Genomic DNA, 18,093 nt, shown 5'->3' with positions numbered 1-18,093 from the left:
CCAAAAGCCCTCTCATCTGCGGGAGTGGCGAAGGCGACGCACCAAGGCGACACCCGGGCGAGAGCGAGCAAGAGATGATCGTCGGCGACCTGCTGCACCTCGACGACCTGTCCATCCGACTGGCCTGGGGCACCCCGGACCTGCTCGACCGCCCGGTCACCGGCGTCAGCTCCACCGACCTCCAGGACCCGGCCCGCTACCTCCAGCCCGGCGAGCTGGTGCTCACCGGCCTGGTCTGGTGGCAGCCCGCCGACGCCTCCGGCGCGCTGCGCTTCGCCACCGCGCTGCGCAGCGCGGGCGTCGCCGCGCTGCTGGCCGGCGAGGGCACCCACGGCAGCATCCCGGACGGCCTGGCCGAGGCCTGCCGCACCCATGGCATCCCGCTGCTCGCGGTGCCCGCCGGGGTGAGCTTCCGGGCCGTCACCGACCGGGTCTACCTGCGGCTCTGGGGCGACCTGCGGGCCGGGGCGCAGGACACCGCGGCGATCCCGGAGACCGTCCGGAACGAACTGCTCGACCTGGTCCGCGCCGAGGCCGGCCCGGACGAGGTGCTGACCCGTGCGGTCGGCCGGCTCGGCCTGCCGGACTGCTCGATCGGCACCGCCGGCGGACGACGGATCGCCCGCTCCCGGTCCGAGGCGTCGACCGGTGCCGCCGCGTCCGACGGATCGGTCGGCCGCGGCGGGCCCGGGCTGCCGGTCGGCCCGCAGGACGGCTCCCCGTTCGACGGCTGGCGGCTGCGCACCCACCCGCACACCCCGGGCGCGGAGCCGGCGCTCCAGGGCCTGGCCGAGCTGCTCGCCCCGCTCGCCACCCGGGCCCGGGCCGCGGCCGGTGCCCGGCGGCGGGCCGCCGGACGGCTGCTGGACGCGCTGGTCGACGACGGCGGGCTCGCCGAGCCGCTGGCCGGCTGCGGGCTGGGCGGAGCGGGGGCGCTGACGGCGGTCACCGCGCGGATCGAACCCGGCCGGACCGGCGACGAGGTGCCCGCCGACTGGGCCGCGCACGCACTGGCGGAGGCGCTGCACCCGCTGGGCGCGCCGTACGCGGCCGGCACCGACCGCGCCGGGCGCGGCGCCGCACTGGTGGCCGCACCCGCCGAGCGGGTCACCGAGCGGCTGCGCCGGGCCCGGCCCGCCCTACAGGCCCGGCTGACCGGTCGGCGCACCCTGCGGATCGGCGTCGGCCCGACCACCCCGCCCACCGCCGGGGCGCTGCGGGCCGCCCTGGTGCAGGCCCGGTACGTACTGGCGGACCCGGCCGGACCGGTCGGCAGCGCGACCGAACTGGACACGCTGGCAGGGCTGTTGAGCGGCATCCCGGCCGAGGTGACGACCGCCTTCCACGCCCGGCTGCTGGCCCCGCTGACCGCCCACGACGAGGAGAACAGCGTCTCGCTGCTGGGCACCCTGGCGGTGTTCCTGGAGCACGACGGCTCCTGGGCGCGGACGGCGGAGGCACTCCATCTGCACGTCAACACCGTGCACTACCGGATCCGCCGGATCGAGGAGCTGACCGGACGCAACCTGGCCCGGCTGCGGGACCGGCTCGACCTGCGGGCGGCCCTGCTGTGCGGGCCGGCCGCGGCCGGTCAGACCCCCACCGGCTGAAGCACCTGGCGGACGTACTTCGTGTAGAAGGGCTCGCAGCCGATCAGCACGGTGGACTCGCCGTCCCGGCACTCGACCACGTCCCAGTTCCTGCTGACCGCCGCCGGGTCGCCGGTGCGCCACCTGCGCACCTCGACCGTCTCCAGCCCGTCGACCGGCAGCCGTCGGGCCCGTACGTCGGCCTCCCGGACCGGCGAGAACGCGAGCTCCGTGAGCGACAGGTGCAGGAACGCCGCCTCCGGGCGGCAGTACGGCCGGGTGCCGACGACGCAGCCCCCGAAGACCAGCACCCGCCCCTCCTTGAGGAGTTGTCCGTGCGACTGCGCCGACCCCGTCGACGTCGGCCCCAGCGCGGCCGTCAGCACGTCGAGAATCTCCCCCAGCATCTCCCGCTCCCCTCCACCGCTTTCGTGTTCGAACCATTCGATCACGGGTGGCCCGGCCCGGAGGCCCGGTTCGGAAGGCGGCGGAAAGATGTTCCGTGCCGGGTGTCGATCCGGCGCCGGCCCGTTCGACGCAGGGGTGAGCGGCCGGGGAGAGGCCCCGCCCGCACGACCGAGGAGTCACCATGCCGCGCTTCATGACGCTGATCCGCATCGACGAGAACGCCCGGGACGGCTGGGAGCCCGACCCCGGCTTCGAGCAGCGGATGGGGGCGCTGTTCGAGGAGATCACCAAGGCCGGGGTGATGCTGGAGACCGCCGGGCTGACCCCGACAGCCCAGGCCACCCGGGTGTCCTGGACCGACGGGAAGATCGGCTACACCGACGGGCCGTTCACCGAGACCAAGGAGGTCGTCGGGGGCTACGCCATCCTGCAGTGCAAGGACAAGGCGGAGGCCCTGGAGTGGACCCGGCGCTTCCTGCAGACCCACCCGGTGCACTGGCCGGTCGAGGCCGAGGTCCGGCAGATCGACGAGCTGCCGCAGCCCCCTCGGTAGCGGCGGAAACGCTCGCTGACGGCCGTGGCGCTCGTTGCCTCCCGCTCCGTCGGCTGCTCTGATGGGTGGCCGTGACGGAGAGGGATGCCACGGCGACCGTGGAAGCGGTGTTCCGGATCGAGTCCGCGCGGATCATCGCCGCGACCGCGCGGATCGTCCGGGACCTCGGACTGGCCGAGGAACTGGCGCAGGACGCGCTGGTCGCCGCGCTGGAACAGTGGCCGCGCGACGGCGTGCCGGACAACCCGGGCGCCTGGCTGACGGCCACCGCCAAGCGGCGGGCGATCGACCTGGTGCGCCGCCGGGAGGTCTACGCCCGCAAACTCGCCGAGGTGGGGCGGGCGTTGGAGGACGCACCGGAGCCGGAGCCGATGGAGCCGGCCGGGCCGGACGACATCGACGACGACCTGCTGCGGCTGATCTTCACCGCCTGCCACCCGGTGCTGTCGGCGCAGGCCCGGATCGCGCTCACCCTGCGGCTGCTCGGCGGGCTGACCACCGCCGAGATCGCCCGCGCCTTCCTGGCACCGGAGCCGACGGTGGCGCAGCGGATCGTCCGGGCGAAGCGGACCCTGGCCAAGGCCGGGGTGCCGTTCGAGGTGCCGTACGGCGAGGACCGGGCGCAGCGGCTGTCCTCGGTGCTGGAGGTCATCTACCTGATCTTCAACGAGGGTTACTCGGCCACCGCCGGGGACGACCTGCTGCGCCCGCAGCTGTGCGAGGACGCGCTGCGGCTGGCCCGGGTGCTGGCCGCGCTGGTTCCCGCCGAGCCGGAGGCGCACGGGCTGGCCGCGCTGCTGGAGTTCCAGGCCTCCCGGACGGCCGCCCGGACCGGCCCGGACGGGCGGCCGGTGCTGCTGGCCGAGCAGAACCGGGCCCGCTGGGACGGGCTGTTGATCCGGCGCGGCTTCGAGGCCTTCCAGCGGGCGGGCGGCGGTCCGTACTCGGTGCAGGCCGCGATCGCCGCCTGCCACGCCCGGGCGCGCCGGTACGAGGACACCGACTGGGCGACGATCGCCGCGCTGTACGGGCGGCTGCTGGTCCTGACGCCCTCGCCGGTGGTGGCGCTGAACCGGGCGGTGGCCGTCTCGATGGACCAGGGCCCGGCCGCCGCACTGGAGTTGGTGGACGCGCTGGCGGCGGAGCCGGCCCTGCGGGAGTACCACCTGCTGCCGAGCGTGCGGGGCGACCTGCTGGCCCGGCTGGGGCGGACGGCGCAGGCGCGGGCGGAGTTCGAGCGGGCGGCGGAGCTGACCCGCAACGAGCGCGAGCGGGAGCTGCTGCGGGCGCGGGCGGCCTCGTTGGGCGAGTAACCGGCTTGCGCGAGTGGCCGGCTTGTGGGAGTGGCCGACCTGCGCGGGTGGCCGGTTTACGGGGTGTCGTCCTGGCGCAGTCGGGCACTGACCGTGCCGAGGGCCTCGGCGAGGACGGCGAGCTGTTCGCGGGTGAGTACGTCGATCAGCAGCTCGCGCACCAGGGCGACGTGCCCGGGGGCGGCCTGGCGGATCATCTCCCGGCCCTGGTCGGTGAGTTCGGCGAAGACGCCGCGCACGTCGCTGGGGCAGGAACGGCGGGCGACCAGGCCCATCCGCTCCAGCTGGGTGACCTGGTAGGTCAGTCCGCTCTTGGAGGTGACCAGCTTGTCGGCGAGTTCGGTCATCCGCAGCGAGTCGCCGGGGGCGGCGGACAGGTGCACCAGGATCTCGTACTGCTGGTGGGAGAGGCCGGAGTCGTCCTTGAGCTGGCGCTCCAACCGCCGGTTGAGCAGGTTGCTCGCGACGACGAAGCCCCGCCAGGCGGCCATCTCGTCCTGGTCGAGCCAGCGGGGTTCGTTCAATGAGGACATGGGTGAAGCCTACTCCTGTTGTTCAAATTCGAACGAAGGTGTAGCGTTTTCAGGGAGAGGTTCAAATTTGAACTATCCGTCCGATCCCCCGCAGCCCGATCCCTTGAGGAGGACGCCATGAGCGCCGCGGCCCCCGAGCGCATGCCCGCCCTGTACCTGTCGCACGGCGCGCCGCCGCTCGCCGACGACCCGGTCTGGCCGGGCGAACTGGCCGCCTGGTCCGCCGACCTGCCGCGCCCCAAGGCCGTCCTGATGGTCTCCGCCCACTGGGAGGAGGCCCCGCTGGCCGTCGGCGCCGTCACCACCGTCCCGCTGGTCTACGACTTCTGGGGCTTCCCCGAGCACTACTACGCCGTCCAGTACGCCGCCCCCGGCGCGCCGGAGCTGGCCGAGCGCGTGCGCAAGCTGCTGCGCGCCCCCGGCACGCCCGTCCAGGACATCCCCGACCGCGGGCTCGACCACGGCGCCTACGTGCCGCTGGTGGAGATGTTCCCGGAGGCCGACATCCCGGTGCTGCAGATCTCGATGCCCACCCTCGACCCGCAGCGGCTGCTGGAGATCGGCCGCCGACTCGCCCCGCTGCGCGAGGAGGGCGTGCTGATCATCGGCAGCGGCTTCTTCACCCACAACCTGCGGGCGCTCAGCAGCGACGGCCGGATCAGCTCGGTGATGGCCGAGTTCGACGACTGGGGCCGACGCGCCCTGGACGCCCAGGACCTGGACGCGCTGCTGGACTTCGAGCACAAGGCCCCGGCCGGACGCCTGGCCCACCCGCGCACCGAGCACTTCGCCCCGCTGTTCGTCACCCTCGGTGCCGGCGAGGCCGACCTCGGCAGCCAGCGCAGCGTGATCGACGGGTTCTGGATGGGGCTGGCGAAGCGGTCCGTCCAGCTGGGCTGAACGGGTGAGCACGAGCGCGGCGGGCACCGGCAGCGGCACTGGCACTGGCACTGGCAGCGGCACGGGTGGGCGCAGGGCGCAGGCGGTCACAGGGCGCAGCAGGTGAAGCGCTCGCCGATGTGCTCGGGCTGCTCGATCTCGTCCACCAGGGCGACCGCGTAGTCCGGCACCGAGATCCGGCTGCGGCCCGAGGCGTCGAACAGCAGCTGCTCCAGGCCGGTCCGGTAGCGGCCGGTCCGCTCCCCCGGGCCGATCTCGGCCGCCGGGCTGAGCACCGTCCAGCGCAGGTCGGAGACCGTCCGGTAGTAGTCCAGCGCCGCACCGTGGGCGTGCATGATCTGCAGGATCGGCTCCGCCAGGCCCGGGGCGTCCCAGACCCGTACGCCCGGCGCGGTCTCCAGACTGCCCGCGCCGCCGACCGCGAGCAGCCGGGGCGCGGCGTCGGCGAGCGTGCGCAGGCCCACCACCAGTGAGCGGGCGGCGGGCTCGATCAACGCCAGGTGGCCCGGGCCGTCGCCGCCGCCGACGGCGCTCACCAGGGCGTCCCGGCCGGCCGCCACCCGGGCCACGTCGGCCGGGTCCAGCACGTCGCCGCGGACCACGGTGACGGCCGGGCCCCGGTAGTGCTCCGGGTCGCGGACCACGGCGACGACCTCGTGTCCGCGGGCCGCCGCCTCCGCGACGACGGCGCTGCCGATGGTCCCGTTGGCGCCGATCACGGCGATTCCGGCCATGGGGTACCTGCCTGGTGCTCGGAGGCATCGCCTCGTTGGGATCAGACAGGGTCGATTATCGGCCGGACCTCCGCCGACGGCCCGGGCGAGCGCGGACGGTGCCGATGCGCACGGGCGGGGCTCAGGCGGCGCCGGTGGCGATGTGCTCGGCCTGGCTGCGCTCGACGCACAGCTCGTTGCCCTCCGGATCGGCCATGGTGACCCAACCGGTGCCGTCCGGGCGACGAAGGTCCGCGACGACCGTGGCGCCCAGCGCGAGCAGGCGCTCGACCTCCTCGTCTCGGCTGCGGTCCTGCGGCTGGAGGTCGAGGTGGACCCGGTTCTTCACCGACTTGGCGTCCGGCACCTTGATGAAGAGCAGATCGGCGCCGGCGGACTTCACCACGGCCTCCGGGTCACCCGGGTTGTCGTCCTCGCCCACGGTGCCGTCCAGCACCTTCGCCCAGAAGTCCGCGAGGGCGAACGGGTCGTCGCAGTCGATCGTCACGTGTCGTACCAAGGAAGCCATGCCGCCCACTCTCACGGATGCCGTTCGGTCGTGTCCAGCCTTTTCCGGGAGTGCAGATGACCGTCCAACGGGTACGGCGGGAAGGCCGGAAGGATCCTCGCGAAGGGATAGCCGCTCTTCTCCGCGACCCGGCAGGAGGCGTCGTTGTCCCCCTCGTGCAACAGGTCGAGCCGGCGCAGGCCGTCCTCGGCGAAGGCGTCGAAGGCCCAGGCGGTGAGCCCCTCCACCGCGCGCGGGGCCACGCCCCGGCCGCGCGCCGCGGCCGCCGTCCAGTAGCCCACCTCGGCGTGCTCCGCGCCCGGGGTGCCGCGCTTGAGCACCACGTTGCCGACCAGTTCACCGGCCTCCAGGACGGCGAAGGCGTACCGGGTGCCGGCCGCCCGGCCCTGGTACTGCACGTCCAGCCAGCGCGCGGCCTGCTCGGCGTCGTCCACCGGGGTACGGGTGTAGTGGCGCAGCGTCGTGTCCCGGTAGGCCTCGATCAGGGCCGGGGCGTCGGCGTCCTCGAAGGGCCGCAGCAGTAGGCCGTCGGCGGTCGGACGGGTGGTCAGGTGTTTCACAAGTGGTCTCCCCCGCTGGTTCGTTGCGATCTCTACGGACGACGGGCGGGTGCCCCGCGGTTGCGGCTTGACCCTGACGCTGGCGGCAGGGTCGGAGAGTGGCCCCATGAACGAGCAGAACGCAGTGACGGAGCGGGTCGTGGTGGTCACCGGGGCCGGGACGGGGATCGGACGGGAGACGGCGTGGGCCTTCGCCGCCGGGGGCGCCCGGGTGGTGGCGGTCGGGCGCCGGCCCGGGCCGCTGGCGGAGACGGCGGCCGCGCACCCGGGGCTGATCGAGCCGCTGGTCGCCGACATCACCGGGCCGGACGCCCCGGAACAGGTCGTCGGGACGGCCCTGGAGCGGTACGGACGGCTCGACGTCCTGGTCAACAACGCCGGCATCGTGCACAGCGGCCAGCACCTCGGCGGCTTCCACCGGGCCGGCATCGAGGCACTGCTGTCCACCAACCTGGTCGCCCCCGTGCTGCTCGGACAGGCCGCGGTACCGGCCCTGACCGAGAGCCGGGGTGTGGTGGTCAACGTCAGCACGGCCGTCGGGCAGCGCGGCTGGCCCACCAACTCGGTGTACGCGGCGGGCAAGGCCGCGCTGGAGACGATCACCCGCAGCTGGGCGGTGGAACTCGCCCCGCGCGGCATCCGGGTGGTGGCGGTGGCGCCCGGCGCGATCGACACCCCGATCGGCGAGCACTCCGGGTACAGCCCCGAGCAAACCGAGGCTCTGCGCGCCTGGCAGCTGGCGCAGACCCCGCTGGGCCGGATCGGCCGGCCTGCCGAGGTGGCCTGGGCGATCACCCAACTCGCGGCGCCGGAGGCCTCGTTCGTGACCGGCGTAGTCTTCTCGGTGGACGGGGGCGCGTTGGTGGCCTGAGCGACGGACGAGGCGGGCAGCGGTGCGGATCGGGGAACTGGCACGGCGGACGGGCAGCACCGCCCGGGCGCTGCGGCACTACGAACAGGCCGGGCTGATCACGTCCGAGCGGGCGGCCAACGGCTACCGGGAATACGCGGATCCGGCGGTCCCACGGGTGCGCAACATCCGCTCCCTGGTCGCCGCCGGGCTCACCCTGGACGATCTGCGGCCGCTGCTCGGCTGCCTGGACGGGGACGTGCTCTCCCAGCCGCCGTCCGAGCAGGTGCTGGGGATCGTCCGGGAGCGGCTGGCGGTGCTGGAGCGCCGGATCGCCGCCCAGACCGAGGCCCGGGACCGGCTGGTCGCGGGCCTGGCGGCGGCGGGTGCCGCCGCTTCGGCGGGTGCTGCGGGCGCTGCGGCTTCGGCGGGTGCTGCGGGTGCTGCGGGTGCTGCGGCTTCGGCGGGTGCTGTCACGGGTGCTGCGGGTGCTGTCACGGGTGCTGCTGCGGAAGGGTGACACCCCCGATCGGGGGTGTGCAGGGGCCCGACCGGAGAGGACAGTGGGCGCATGCAGATTCCACTCTCCGTGCTGGACTTCCTCGACCGGGCCGAGCTGGTCTACGGCGACCGGGTCGGCATCGTCGACGAACCCGAGCAGCCGGCCGAGTCCTGGGGCGGGCCGAGCTACCGGCGGATCGCCGAACTCGCCCGCGCCCAGGCCGCCGGACTGGACCGGCTCGGCGTCGGGCCGGGCGAGCGGGTCGCGATCGTCTCGCACAACTCGGCCCGGCTGCTCACCTCCTTCTTCGGGGTGAGCGGGTACGGCCGGGTCCTGGTGCCGGTGAACTTCCGGCTGCGGGCCGAGGAGGTCGCGTACATCGTCGAGCAGAGCGGCGCCTCCGTCCTGCTGGTCGACCCCGAACTCGCCGACGCGCTGCACGGGGTGGTGGCCAAGCACAAGTTCACGCTCGGCGCGGACAGCGACGCCCTGCTGTACGACTTCGCCAACCAGCCCCGCCGGTACGCGATCTCCGAGAACGACACCGCCACCATCAACTACACCAGCGGAACCACCGCCCGCCCCAAGGGCGTTCAGCTCACCCACCGCAACGTGTGGCTGAACGCGACACTGATGGGCCTGCACTACGGCGCGAGCGACCGGGACGTGTACCTGCACACCCTGCCGATGTTCCACGCCAACGGCTGGGGCCTGCCGTTCGCCCTCACCGGCCTCGGCGCCCGGCACATCGTGCTGCGCAAGGTGGACGGCGCGGAGATCCTGCGCCGGGTCGAGCGGCACGGGGTGACCTTCCTGTCCGGCGCACCCGCCGTGGTGCAGATGGTGCTGGACGCGGCGGCCGACTGGGACGGCCCGGTGCCCGGCCGGGACCGGGTGCGGATGATCGTGGCCGGTGCGCCGCCGCCCACCTCGGTGGTGCAGCAGGTCGAGGAGCGGCTGGGCTGGGAGTTCATGCAGCTCTACGGGCTGACCGAGACCGCCCCGATCGTCACGGTCAACCGCTCGCGCGCCGAGTGGGACGCCCTGCCGGCCGCCGAGCGGGCCGAGAAGCTGGTGCAGGCCGGCGCCCCGGCGCTCGGCACCCAGCTGCGGGTGGACGCGTCCGGCGAGGTGCTGGTGCGCTCCAACACCGTGCTGGCCGGCTACTGGCAGCAGCCGGCGGCGACCGCCGAGGCGCTGCGCGACGAGTGGTTCCACACCGGCGACGGCGGCACCCTCACCGACGGCCAACTGTCCATCTCGGACCGGAAGAAGGACGTCATCATCAGCGGCGGGGAGAACGTCTCCTCGATCGAGGTGGAGGACTGCCTGTACGGCCACCCGGCGGTGGCCGAGGTGGCCGTGATCGGGGTGCCGCACGAGAAGTGGGGCGAGACGGTCAAGGCACTGGTGGTGCTCCGGGAGGGTCAGGAGCCCGTCACCGAGGCGGAGTTGATCGCGCACTGCAAGCAGCGGCTGGCCGGCTACAAGTCGCCCACCACGGTGGAGTTCCGGGACGCGCTGCCGCGCACGGCCACCGGGAAGCTGCAGAAGTTCCGGCTGCGCGAGCCGTACTGGAGCGGGCAGGAGCGGCAGGTCAACTGACGAGTCCGGATTCCCGCGCGGTGAGGGCGAGTTCGGTGCGGTTGCGGACACCGAGCTTGTGCATCGCGGACTTGAGGTAGCCGGTCACGGTGTTGCAGGTCAGGCCCAGGTGGGCGGCGATCTCCGGGTTGGTCCGGCCGGTCGCCGCCCAGCGCAGCACCTCGTGCTCGCGCGGGGTCAACGGCCTTGCGGGGGCGGGCCGTACGGGGGCGGTCGGTCCTACAGGGGCGGTCGGTCCCGGGTTCTCCTTGCTCCAGGCGGCGGCCCCGGCGAGCGCCCGGGTGGCGGTCGCGGCCAGCTTGCCGACGGCGGAGATCCGGACGTCCCCGAACGGCACCACGGCGCGCAGCGAGGCGTACACCACGCCGTGCACGGTGTCGCCGTCCAGCAGCGGGACGGTGAGCATCGCGTACAGGTCGTCGGCGGCCACGGCCGCGTCGTAGTGGTGCGAAATGGTCGTCGCCGCACGGTAGTCGGGCACCCAGCTGGGCGCGCGCTCGGCCAGCGCCCGGCCGCCCAGGCCCAGCCCGGCCGGGACGGCCAGGTCGTGCAGCAGGTCGGCGCGGGTGCCCGCCCAGTGGCGCAGCACCATGCCGTCCTCCCCGGCGCGGGCGCCCGGCAGCGGCTCGGGCACGCCGACCAGGCCGACGTCGGCACCGCACTCGGCCACCACCCGGCGGGCCAGGTCGCCGAGCACCGCGTCCCGCACCAGTTCGGCGGCGCGGGCGGCGAGTTCGGGGTCGTCGGCCGGTGCCGTGCCGACGGGTCGCACGGTGCTGTCGGCGGATCGCGCGGCGGCATCGGCCGGGTGCGCAGCGGTGAGGGTGTCCGCGGCCCTGGTCATCGCGGAATTGTCACACGCGGTGGAGCCGGTGGCGAGACCTGACATGCGGGTTTCCCGGAGTTCGGGACGGCGGCGGCGCGCGGGGCATAGGGTGCGGCCGCGGGGCTACCGACGGGTAGCGACTGCCGTGATCCGAGGGGAATCCGAGGGGAAGCCGATGACCGAGCCGAACACCGCCAGCTTCCCCGCCGCCCCGGGCTCCCCGGGCGGCGTGCTGCACGGCCTGCTGGCCGACCTGCGGGCCGAGAGCGCCGTCCTGGACGCCCTGGTGGCCGGGCTGCCGCCCGAGGACTGGGCCACGCCCACCCCGGCCGAGGGCTGGACGGTCGCGCACCAGATCGCCCACCTGGCCTGGACCGACGACTGGACGGCACTGTCCGCCCGCGACCCCGAGGGCTTCACCGCCTCGCTCGGCGGGACCTTCACCGAACTGCTGGCCGCCGGTGCCGACCCGGTCGAGGAGAGCGCCCGGGAGGGTGCCGCCGTCGAGCCCGCCGCCCTGCTCACCCGCTGGCGGACCGGCCGGGAGGAGGTGCTGGCCGCGCTCGCCGCCGCCCCCGCCGACCTGCGGCTGCCCTGGTTCGGCCCGCCGATGAAGGCCCCCTCGATGGCGACCGCCCGGCTGATGGAGACCTGGGCGCACGGCCAGGACGTCGCGGACGCGCTCGGCGCGACCCGGGAGCCCACCGCCCGGCTGCGGCACATCGTCCACCTGGGCCTGCGCACCCTCGGCTTCGCCTTCACCGCCCACGGCCTGCCCGCCCCGGAGACCCCGGTCCGGCTCGACCTGACCGCCCCCGACGGCACTTCCTGGGCCTTCGGCCCCGCCGACGCGACGGACGTGGTGACCGGCCCGGCCCTGGACTTCTGCCTGCTGGTCACCCAGCGCCGCCACCGCGACGACCTCTCCCTCACCGCCACCGGCCCGGCCGCCACCGCCTGGCTACCGATCGCCCAGGTCTTCGCCGGCCCGCCCGGCAAGGGCCGCGCCCCGGCCTCCGGCGCCTGAACGGCCCGGTCCTGGTACGTGCATAGACTTCGAGGCATGTGCACTGACTTCGAGTCGGCCGGATGCACAGACCGGAGGAGGCACCGCGAGCTCCCCGAGCCGTTCGGCTTCGACCTGGACCTGAGCGAGCTGGTGCGGTACCCCGACTGAGGCGTCCGCGCGCTCAGAGGCCGATCCGGAGCGGGGTGAGGCGGGTGGCGATCAGGTTGGTGGCGCCGCGGTCGCGTTCGATGTGGCCGTGCACCAGGAGGCCGGCCCGGTCCAGGGCGGTGCGGCGCTGGGACTCCCAGACCGGGCGGTTGCAGATCACGTTGATCAGGCCGGTCTCGTCCTCCAGGCTGAGGAAGAGCACCCCGCCGGCCGTCGGCGGCCGCTGCCGGTGGGTGACCAGGCCGCCGACCACCACCGCCGTTCCCGGTGGTACGTCCGGGAGTTGGGCGGCGCTGAGCGCGCCGCCGCGCTCCAGGTGGGCGCGCAGGTGCTGGAGCGGGTGGCTGGTGGCGGAGGTTCCGGTGGCCCACAGGTCGGCGATGGTCTCCTCGACCGGGCTCATCCCGGGCAGTTCCGGCGCCTCGGTGCCGGGGGTGGTGCCGGGGATCAGTGCGGCCGAGATCCCGGCGAACGCCCCGGCGGCCCACAGGGCCTGACGTCTCGTCAGGCCGAAGCAGTCGAAGGCGCCGGCCGTCGCCAGCGCCTCCAGGGCGGGCGCGGGCAGGCCGGTGCGGCGGGCGAAGTCCTCCAGGTCGGCGTACGGCTGTCCGGCCGCGATCGCCTCGGCCTGCGGGCCGCCGATGCCGCGCACCGTCTCCAGGCCGAGCCGGATGGCGGGTTGCGGGCGGCCCGCGGTCAGCGGCGGCACCGGCGTCGGCCCCCGGTACGGTTCCAGGGTGGGGCGCGGCCCGCTGGCGTTGACGTCCACCCCGCGCACCCGGACGCCGTGCCGCCGTACGTCGGCGACCAGACTGAGCGGCGAGTAGAAGCCCATCGGCTGGTTGGCCAGCAGGGCGCAGGTGAAGGCCGCCGGGAAGTGGTGCTTGAGCCAGGCGCTGGCGTACACCAGGTAGGCGAAGCTGATCGCGTGGCTCTCCGGGAAGCCGTAGTTGGAGAAGGCCTCGATCTTGCCGTAGACGTCCTCGGCGACCTCGGGCGGGATGCCGCGCTCGGCCATCCCGGTGAGCAGTCGCTCGCGCAGCCGGGCGACCCGCTCGTGCGAGCGCTTGGCGCCCATCGCCTGGCGCAGCCGATCGGCCTCGGGCGGGGTGAACCCGGCGCAGTCGATGGCGAGTTGCATCATCTGCTCCTGGAACAGCGGCACCCCGAGGGTCTTGCCGAGGGCGTTCTCCATCAGCGGGTGCGGGCAGCCGGGCGGTTCCGCCCCGGCGCGGCGGCGCAGGTACGGGTGGACGGAGCCGCCCTGGATCGGGCCGGGGCGGATCAGCGCGACCTCGACCACCAGGTCGTAGAAGTGGTCCGGCTTGAGCCGGGGCAGGGTGGCCATCTGCGCCCGGGACTCGACCTGGAACACCCCGACGGTGTCGGCGCGGCGCAGCATCGCGTACACGCCCTCGTCGTCGTCCGGGATGCTCGCCAGGTCGTAGTGCAGCCCGTGGTGCCGGGCGATCAGGTCGCAGGCGTCGTGCAGCGCGGCGAGCATGCCGAGGCCGAGCAGGTCGATCTTCACCAGCCCGGCGCCGGCGGTGGACTCCTTGTCCCACTGCAGCACGGAGCGCCCGGGCATCCGGGCCCACTCGGTCGGGCAGATCTCCCCGATCGGCTCCTTGGTGAGCACCATGCCGCCGGAGTGGATGCCCAGGTGGCGTGGCAGGCCGTGGAGTTGGCCGGCGAGCGAGAGCACGTCGGCGGGGATGACGGCGTCCGCGCCGGGAGCGGAGCGGAAGTCGGTCTGCCGGCTGAAGGCGTCCACCTGGCCCTGCGGGTAGCCGAGCACCCTGGCGGCGTCGCGGATCGCCAGCCGGGGCCGGTAGGTGATCACGTTGGCGACCTGGGCGGCGTGCTCGCGCCCGTAACGGCGGTAGACGTACTGGATGACCTCCTCGCGGCGGCGGTTCTCGATGTCCAGGTCGATGTCGGGCGGGCCGTCCCGGGCGGTGGAGAGGAAGCGCTCGAACAGCAGCTTGTAGTGGACCGGGTCGACGGCGGTGATCCCGAGGGCGTAGCAGACCGCCGAGTTGGCGGCCGAGCCGCGGCCCTGGCACCAGATGTCCTGGCTGCGGCAGAAGTCCACGATGTCGTGCACGATCAGGAAGTAGCCGGCCAGCGCGAGGTCCTCGATCACGTCCAGTTCCCTGGCGAGCTGGCGGCGGGCGGCGGCGTTGCCGGGGCCGAAGCGGTCCGGGCCGCCGGCCGCGACCAGGGCGCGCAGGTGGCTGATCTCGGTCTCGCCCTCGGGCACGGGGTAGCCGGGCAGTTCCGGGTCCAGCCGGGCGAAGTCGAAGGCGCAGGCCCGGCCGAGTTCGGCGGTGGCCCGCTGCACGCCGGGGAAGCGGGCCAGCCGGGCGGCCATCTCGCGGCCCGAGCGCAGGTGCGCGGTGCCGGACGCCCGGGTCCAGCCGGCCGCCTCCTGGAGGGTGCGGCGCTCGTGCAGGGCGGCCAGGCTCTGGGCGAGCCGCCCCTGGGCGGGGCCGGCGTGGTGGGCGTTGGTGGAGGCGACGGTCGGCAGCTCGACCGCGGTGGCGAGCGCGGCGAGGGCGTCGTTGCGCCGGTCGTCCCCGGGCAGCCACTGGTCGATCAGCTCGACGTGCACGTTCTCCCGGCCGAACGCCTCGGTGAGGGTCCGGAGTTGGCGCTCCGCACCGCCGGACGCGAGGGCGGCCGGGACCCGGCCCAGGCGGCAACCGGTGAGCACCGCCCAGTGGCCGTCGTGGGCGTCGGCCAGCGTCCCGAGGTCGTACACCGGGCGGCCCTTGGTGCCACCGGCCAGTTGGGCGGCGGCGATCGCGGCGGAGAGGCGGCGGTAGCCGGCCGGGTCGCGGGCGAGGACCAGCAGGTGCTCCTCGGTCGCGGTCGCGCCGTCGCGGAGGGTCAGTTCGGCGCCGAAGACGGTGGCCACGCCCGTCCCGCGGGCCGCTTCGGCGAGCCGGACGGCGGCGTAGAGGCCGTCGTGGTCGGTGACCGCCAGGGTCTCCACGCCCAGCCGGGCCGCCTCGGCGACCAGGTCCTCCGGGTCGCTGGCGCCGTCCAGGAAGCTGAAGGCGGAGTGGACGTGCAGTTCGGCCCAGGGTTCGGCGGTTCCAGCTTCGGCTTCGGCTTCGGCTGGAGGGGACTTCTCGGCAGGGTGGCGCAGCGGGACGACCGTGCGGTCCGGCGCGGCGCCGGTCAGCCGGCGGTGCAGTTCGCTCCAAGGGAGGGTGGGGTGGCTGGTGAAGCCCATCGGGGGTTGCCTTCGTCGTTCTCGTACCGGTCCTGCTCCCCCCTGCTGGTCCTGCTCCCCCCTGGTGCCCGGATCGCCGGTCAGTCGTAGCCGGCCTCCAGGTACCACCCACCCCCCTCCACGGTGAGCAGCAGCGCCCGGCCGCCGTCCACCACCACCTGGAACCGCGCCCGGCGGCGGGCCTGCGACTGGTCCCACCAGTACTCGACCGCCGGCCAGGGCCCGGTCCAGCCCGCCACCCGCTCCTCCCGGCCCCGGAACACGACCAGGGCCGGCCGGGCCGACACCCCCGCCCGACCGTCCACCGTGACCGGCCGCCCGGCCTCGTCCAGCACCCGCACCGGCGCCGGCTCGCGCAGCACCACGGCCGGCCAGAGGTCCGCCGACCGCCCCGCCAGCCGCCCCGGCCAGGGCGCATCCGCCGTGGCCGCCGCCTCGTACGGCTCGCCCCACGGCACCCGGACCTGCTGCTCCCCCGGGCCGCGCCCGCCGGCCGGCTTGATCCGGCGCAACCCGGCGTGCCCGAGCACCGACTGCACCCGGGCCACCGCACGCTCCACCCGGTCGTCCGCGACCGCCTGGCCCCACAGGGCGAGTTGGCGGCCCTGGTCCGGGGAGAGGCCGTCGGGGGCGAGGCGGAGCAGGGTGAAGCCCTCGCGGCTGTCCGCGAAGGTGCCCGCGCCCTGCCAGGCCTGCAGCTGCCAGCGGACCCGTTCGGCCAGCGCCGTCGCGGACAGCCGGCCCTCGTGCCGCCACAGCCGCGAAGCCGTCCGACCGTCCGCGCAGGCCACCTCGACGGCCACCCGGCGACAGGTCAGCCCGGCCCCGGCCAGCCGCTGGTGCAGTTGCTCGGCCAGCGTGCGGGCGACGAACACCAGCGGCTCGGCCGACGGCTCCGGCGGGTCGAAGCGCTGCTCCACGGCGAGGTCGGGCTCCTCGTCGCGCGGGACCAGCGGGCGCGGCTGCAGGCCGCGGGCCAGCCGGTGGGCGACCGTCCCGGCCGGGCCGAAGCGGTCCGCGACCGCCTCGGGCGGCAGGGCGGCGAAGGCCCCGACGGTGGGCAGGCCGAGCCGGTCGAGCAGCTCGGCCAGGGCCTCGTCGCCCAGCGCGCCGACCGGGTACGGGGCGAGGAACTCCGCCGTGCGCCCGGCGGGCACCAGTACCCCGGCGCGGGCGGCGAGCACGGCGGCGAACAGGCCGTCGGCGACGCCGATCAGGGCGCTCGGGACTGCTGCCCGGGTGGGCTGCGGCTCGGGCGGTTCGGTGGGGCGTGGTTCGGTGGGGCGTGGTTCGGTGGGTTCACCGGGTTCACCGGGTTCACCAGGGACCGTCACCGCGCCGGGGACGGCGTCCGGGACCGGCGGCCGGCCGAGGGCGTCCGCGACCGCCGTGCCGACCAGGGTCGCCAGCGCCTCCTCGCCGCCGAAGTAGCGGCCCGGGCCCTTCACCGGGATGGCGCACAGGCCCGGGCGGATCACCTCCACCCGGGGTGTGAAGGCCTCCACCGCCGCGACCACCGGCTCGAAGCGGCGGGTCTCCGCCTCCGGGTCGCGGTCGCGCAGCTCCAGCTCCGGGCAGAGCCGTTGGGCCAGCTTGAGCCGCTGCCCCTGCCGCACCCCGGCCGCCCGGGCACCCGCCGAGCAGGCGAGGATCCGCCCGCCCTCGGTGACCGCCACCGGGTCGTCGCCGGTGACGGCCACCACCGGCCAGTCCGGGCACCAGACCACCAGCACCCGGGGGGTCCTGTCGTCGCCGGGCATCTCAGACCACCGCCGCCACGCGTGGCGGCGCCGGCACCGGCTCCGCCACCGGCACGAGCTCCGCCACCGGTACCAGTTCTGCCGCCGGTACCGCCTCCGGCACCGGCGCGGCCTGCGGCTGCTCCCGGACCGGGCGCACCGCGCCGTGCTCGTCCGGCAGCCAGAGCCGGGCCGACCGACCGCGCACCGCCGCGCCGCGCCCCTCGGCCACCACCTCCACCTGCCGCCCGGCGAGCTGCCCGTAGCCGTCCCCCAGCCCGAACCAGCGCCCGGAGCGCACCCCCAGGCGCAGCACCGCCCCCGGCCACGGCCCGGCCACCAGCAGCACGCAACCGCTGCGCCGCAGCACGGCGGCCAGTCGGGTGGCCAGCTTCGGCGGTACCGGCCCGTCCGGGCGCAGCATGATCAGTTCGACCGCGCCGGCCAGCACCGACACGACCTCGGGCCAGTGCTGTCCCGGGTCGTCCGCGACCAGCAGGCGGCGCAGGTCCAGCCCGTACCCCTCGGCGGCGGCCAGTCCCAGGTCCGGCAGCCCGACCGCCGCGGCCCAGCCGCCCTCGGTCTCCCGGACCCCGGCGGCCAGGGCCAGCAGCAGTCCGGCGTCCCCGCCCGCCACCGAGACCGCCGTGCCGCGTCGCAGCCCGCCGTCCGGCAACACCTCGCGCAGGGCGGGCACCACCGGAAGCAGTCCGTGCCCGGCCGCCGGGTGCGTGCCCGGTCCGCCCTGCCCGCTCGGCCCGCTCAGCCCGTTCTCGGGCGCGGCAGCCGGGAGCGCCACCGGGCGCAGCGCGGGGCGTTCGAGCTGGTCGGCGGTGGATTCGAAAACAGATTCGAAAACGGGCACAGCCCCAGGATCGAACATCCGTTCGTAAAGATTCAAGTCCACCCCGTCGCCCCCATTCGTCACGCTCCGTGTCGGATGCGCCGAACGGGCGATGCCGTTCGGCCGATCGGACCGCCCCGGCGCCGCCATCGGGGCCGCCGCCGGAGCCGTCATCGGGGCCGCCCGCACGCCATCCCGCCAGGCCGCCGTC

16 protein-coding genes and 1 pseudogene are annotated in these 18,093 nt (G+C 75.1%); 8 read left to right on the top strand and 9 right to left on the bottom strand.

The window, feature by feature from the left end:
- Positions 1–74: 74 nt before the first annotated feature.
- Positions 75–1,610: a PucR family transcriptional regulator gene (locus ACIP4P_RS38530; RefSeq protein ID WP_400927172.1), complete on the top strand. Its 1,536-nt coding sequence runs from the start codon at positions 75–77 to the stop codon at positions 1,608–1,610.
- Here ACIP4P_RS38530 and ACIP4P_RS38525 read toward each other — a convergent pair.
- A complete protein-coding gene (locus ACIP4P_RS38525) occupies positions 1,592–1,996 on the bottom strand; it encodes a hypothetical protein (RefSeq protein WP_400927169.1) in 405 nt (134 codons plus the stop codon). The genes ACIP4P_RS38530 and ACIP4P_RS38525 overlap by 19 nt on opposite strands.
- A 182-nt stretch (positions 1,997–2,178) precedes the next feature.
- On the opposite strand from ACIP4P_RS38525, the gene ACIP4P_RS38520 reads away from it, so the two are divergent.
- The gene (locus tag ACIP4P_RS38520) at positions 2,179–2,550 is read left to right on the top strand and encodes a YciI family protein (protein ID WP_350514535.1); all 372 of its coding nucleotides are present in this window, start codon (positions 2,179–2,181) and stop codon (positions 2,548–2,550) included.
- Between the two features lie 65 nt (positions 2,551–2,615).
- Positions 2,616–3,863, top strand: a complete 1,248-nt coding sequence (locus ACIP4P_RS38515) for an RNA polymerase sigma factor (protein WP_400927166.1) — start codon at positions 2,616–2,618, stop codon at positions 3,861–3,863.
- Between the two features lie 56 nt (positions 3,864–3,919).
- On the opposite strand, the gene ACIP4P_RS38510 is transcribed toward ACIP4P_RS38515, so the two are convergent.
- Positions 3,920–4,387, bottom strand: coding sequence for a MarR family winged helix-turn-helix transcriptional regulator (locus ACIP4P_RS38510; protein WP_400927281.1), 468 nt, complete (start codon positions 4,385–4,387; stop codon positions 3,920–3,922).
- A gap of 126 nt (positions 4,388–4,513) precedes the next feature.
- On the opposite strand from ACIP4P_RS38510, the gene ACIP4P_RS38505 reads away from it, so the two are divergent.
- Positions 4,514–5,296 (top strand): dioxygenase, encoded by a 783-nt coding sequence (locus tag ACIP4P_RS38505; RefSeq protein WP_400927163.1) that lies wholly within the window; start codon positions 4,514–4,516, stop codon positions 5,294–5,296.
- An 86-nt stretch (positions 5,297–5,382) separates the two neighbouring features.
- On the opposite strand, the gene ACIP4P_RS38500 is transcribed toward ACIP4P_RS38505, so the two are convergent.
- The 3 genes from ACIP4P_RS38500 to ACIP4P_RS38490 all read right to left on the bottom strand — a co-directional run bounded on the left by ACIP4P_RS38500 (position 5,383) and on the right by ACIP4P_RS38490 (position 7,098).
- Positions 5,383–6,030 carry an NAD(P)-dependent oxidoreductase gene (locus tag ACIP4P_RS38500; protein WP_400927160.1) on the bottom strand — a complete coding sequence of 216 codons (648 nt, stop codon included), beginning with the start codon at positions 6,028–6,030 and terminating at the stop codon, positions 5,383–5,385.
- 121 nt (positions 6,031–6,151) lie between these two features.
- Positions 6,152–6,538 (bottom strand): VOC family protein, encoded by a 387-nt coding sequence (locus ACIP4P_RS38495; protein WP_400927158.1) that lies wholly within the window; start codon positions 6,536–6,538, stop codon positions 6,152–6,154.
- A gap of 11 nt (positions 6,539–6,549) precedes the next feature.
- Positions 6,550–7,098, bottom strand: a complete 549-nt coding sequence (locus ACIP4P_RS38490) for a GNAT family N-acetyltransferase (RefSeq protein WP_400927155.1) — start codon at positions 7,096–7,098, stop codon at positions 6,550–6,552.
- 106 nt (positions 7,099–7,204) lie between these two features.
- Here ACIP4P_RS38490 and ACIP4P_RS38485 point away from each other — a divergent pair, with 106 nt between their 5' ends.
- The 3 genes and pseudogenes from ACIP4P_RS38485 to ACIP4P_RS38475 all read left to right on the top strand — a co-directional run bounded on the left by ACIP4P_RS38485 (position 7,205) and on the right by ACIP4P_RS38475 (position 10,055).
- Complete coding sequence (locus tag ACIP4P_RS38485; protein ID WP_400927152.1) at positions 7,205–7,969, top strand: SDR family NAD(P)-dependent oxidoreductase; 765 nt, start codon at positions 7,205–7,207, stop codon at positions 7,967–7,969.
- Between the two features lie 22 nt (positions 7,970–7,991).
- Positions 7,992–8,327, top strand: a pseudogene (locus ACIP4P_RS38480) (MerR family transcriptional regulator); the annotation flags it as partial.
- 192 nt (positions 8,328–8,519) lie between these two features.
- Complete coding sequence (locus tag ACIP4P_RS38475) at positions 8,520–10,055, top strand: AMP-binding protein (RefSeq protein ID WP_400927149.1); 1,536 nt, start codon at positions 8,520–8,522, stop codon at positions 10,053–10,055.
- Here the strand turns inward: ACIP4P_RS38475 and ACIP4P_RS38470 are convergent.
- Positions 10,048–10,899: a LuxR C-terminal-related transcriptional regulator gene (locus tag ACIP4P_RS38470; RefSeq protein ID WP_400927146.1), complete on the bottom strand. Its 852-nt coding sequence runs from the start codon at positions 10,897–10,899 to the stop codon at positions 10,048–10,050. The genes ACIP4P_RS38475 and ACIP4P_RS38470 overlap by 8 nt on opposite strands.
- A 157-nt stretch (positions 10,900–11,056) precedes the next feature.
- Between ACIP4P_RS38470 and ACIP4P_RS38465 the strand changes: the two genes are divergently transcribed.
- Complete coding sequence (locus tag ACIP4P_RS38465) at positions 11,057–11,908, top strand: TIGR03084 family metal-binding protein (protein WP_400927143.1); 852 nt, start codon at positions 11,057–11,059, stop codon at positions 11,906–11,908.
- A 163-nt stretch (positions 11,909–12,071) separates the two neighbouring features.
- Here ACIP4P_RS38465 and ACIP4P_RS38460 read toward each other — a convergent pair whose 3' ends face one another.
- The 3 genes from ACIP4P_RS38460 to ACIP4P_RS38450 all read right to left on the bottom strand — a co-directional run bounded on the left by ACIP4P_RS38460 (position 12,072) and on the right by ACIP4P_RS38450 (position 17,903).
- On the bottom strand, positions 12,072–15,299 hold the full coding sequence (locus ACIP4P_RS38460) for an error-prone DNA polymerase (protein ID WP_400927140.1): 3,228 nt from the start codon (positions 15,297–15,299) through the stop codon (positions 12,072–12,074).
- Positions 15,300–15,379: 80 nt separating this feature from the next.
- Positions 15,380–17,059 carry a DNA polymerase Y family protein gene (locus ACIP4P_RS38455; protein WP_400927137.1) on the bottom strand — a complete coding sequence of 560 codons (1,680 nt, stop codon included), beginning with the start codon at positions 17,057–17,059 and terminating at the stop codon, positions 15,380–15,382.
- 1 nt (position 17,060) lies between these two features.
- Positions 17,061–17,903 carry a hypothetical protein gene (locus tag ACIP4P_RS38450; RefSeq protein ID WP_400927134.1) on the bottom strand — a complete coding sequence of 281 codons (843 nt, stop codon included), beginning with the start codon at positions 17,901–17,903 and terminating at the stop codon, positions 17,061–17,063.
- Positions 17,904–18,093 lie beyond the last annotated feature (190 nt).

Origin of the sequence: Kitasatospora sp. NPDC089509 (genome assembly GCF_044749365.1) — a bacterium.
Lineage (GTDB): Bacteria > Actinomycetota > Actinomycetes > Streptomycetales > Streptomycetaceae > Kitasatospora.
The sequence above is the reverse complement of the archived record's forward strand: the minus strand, read 5'-3'. Positions and strand labels throughout refer to the sequence as shown.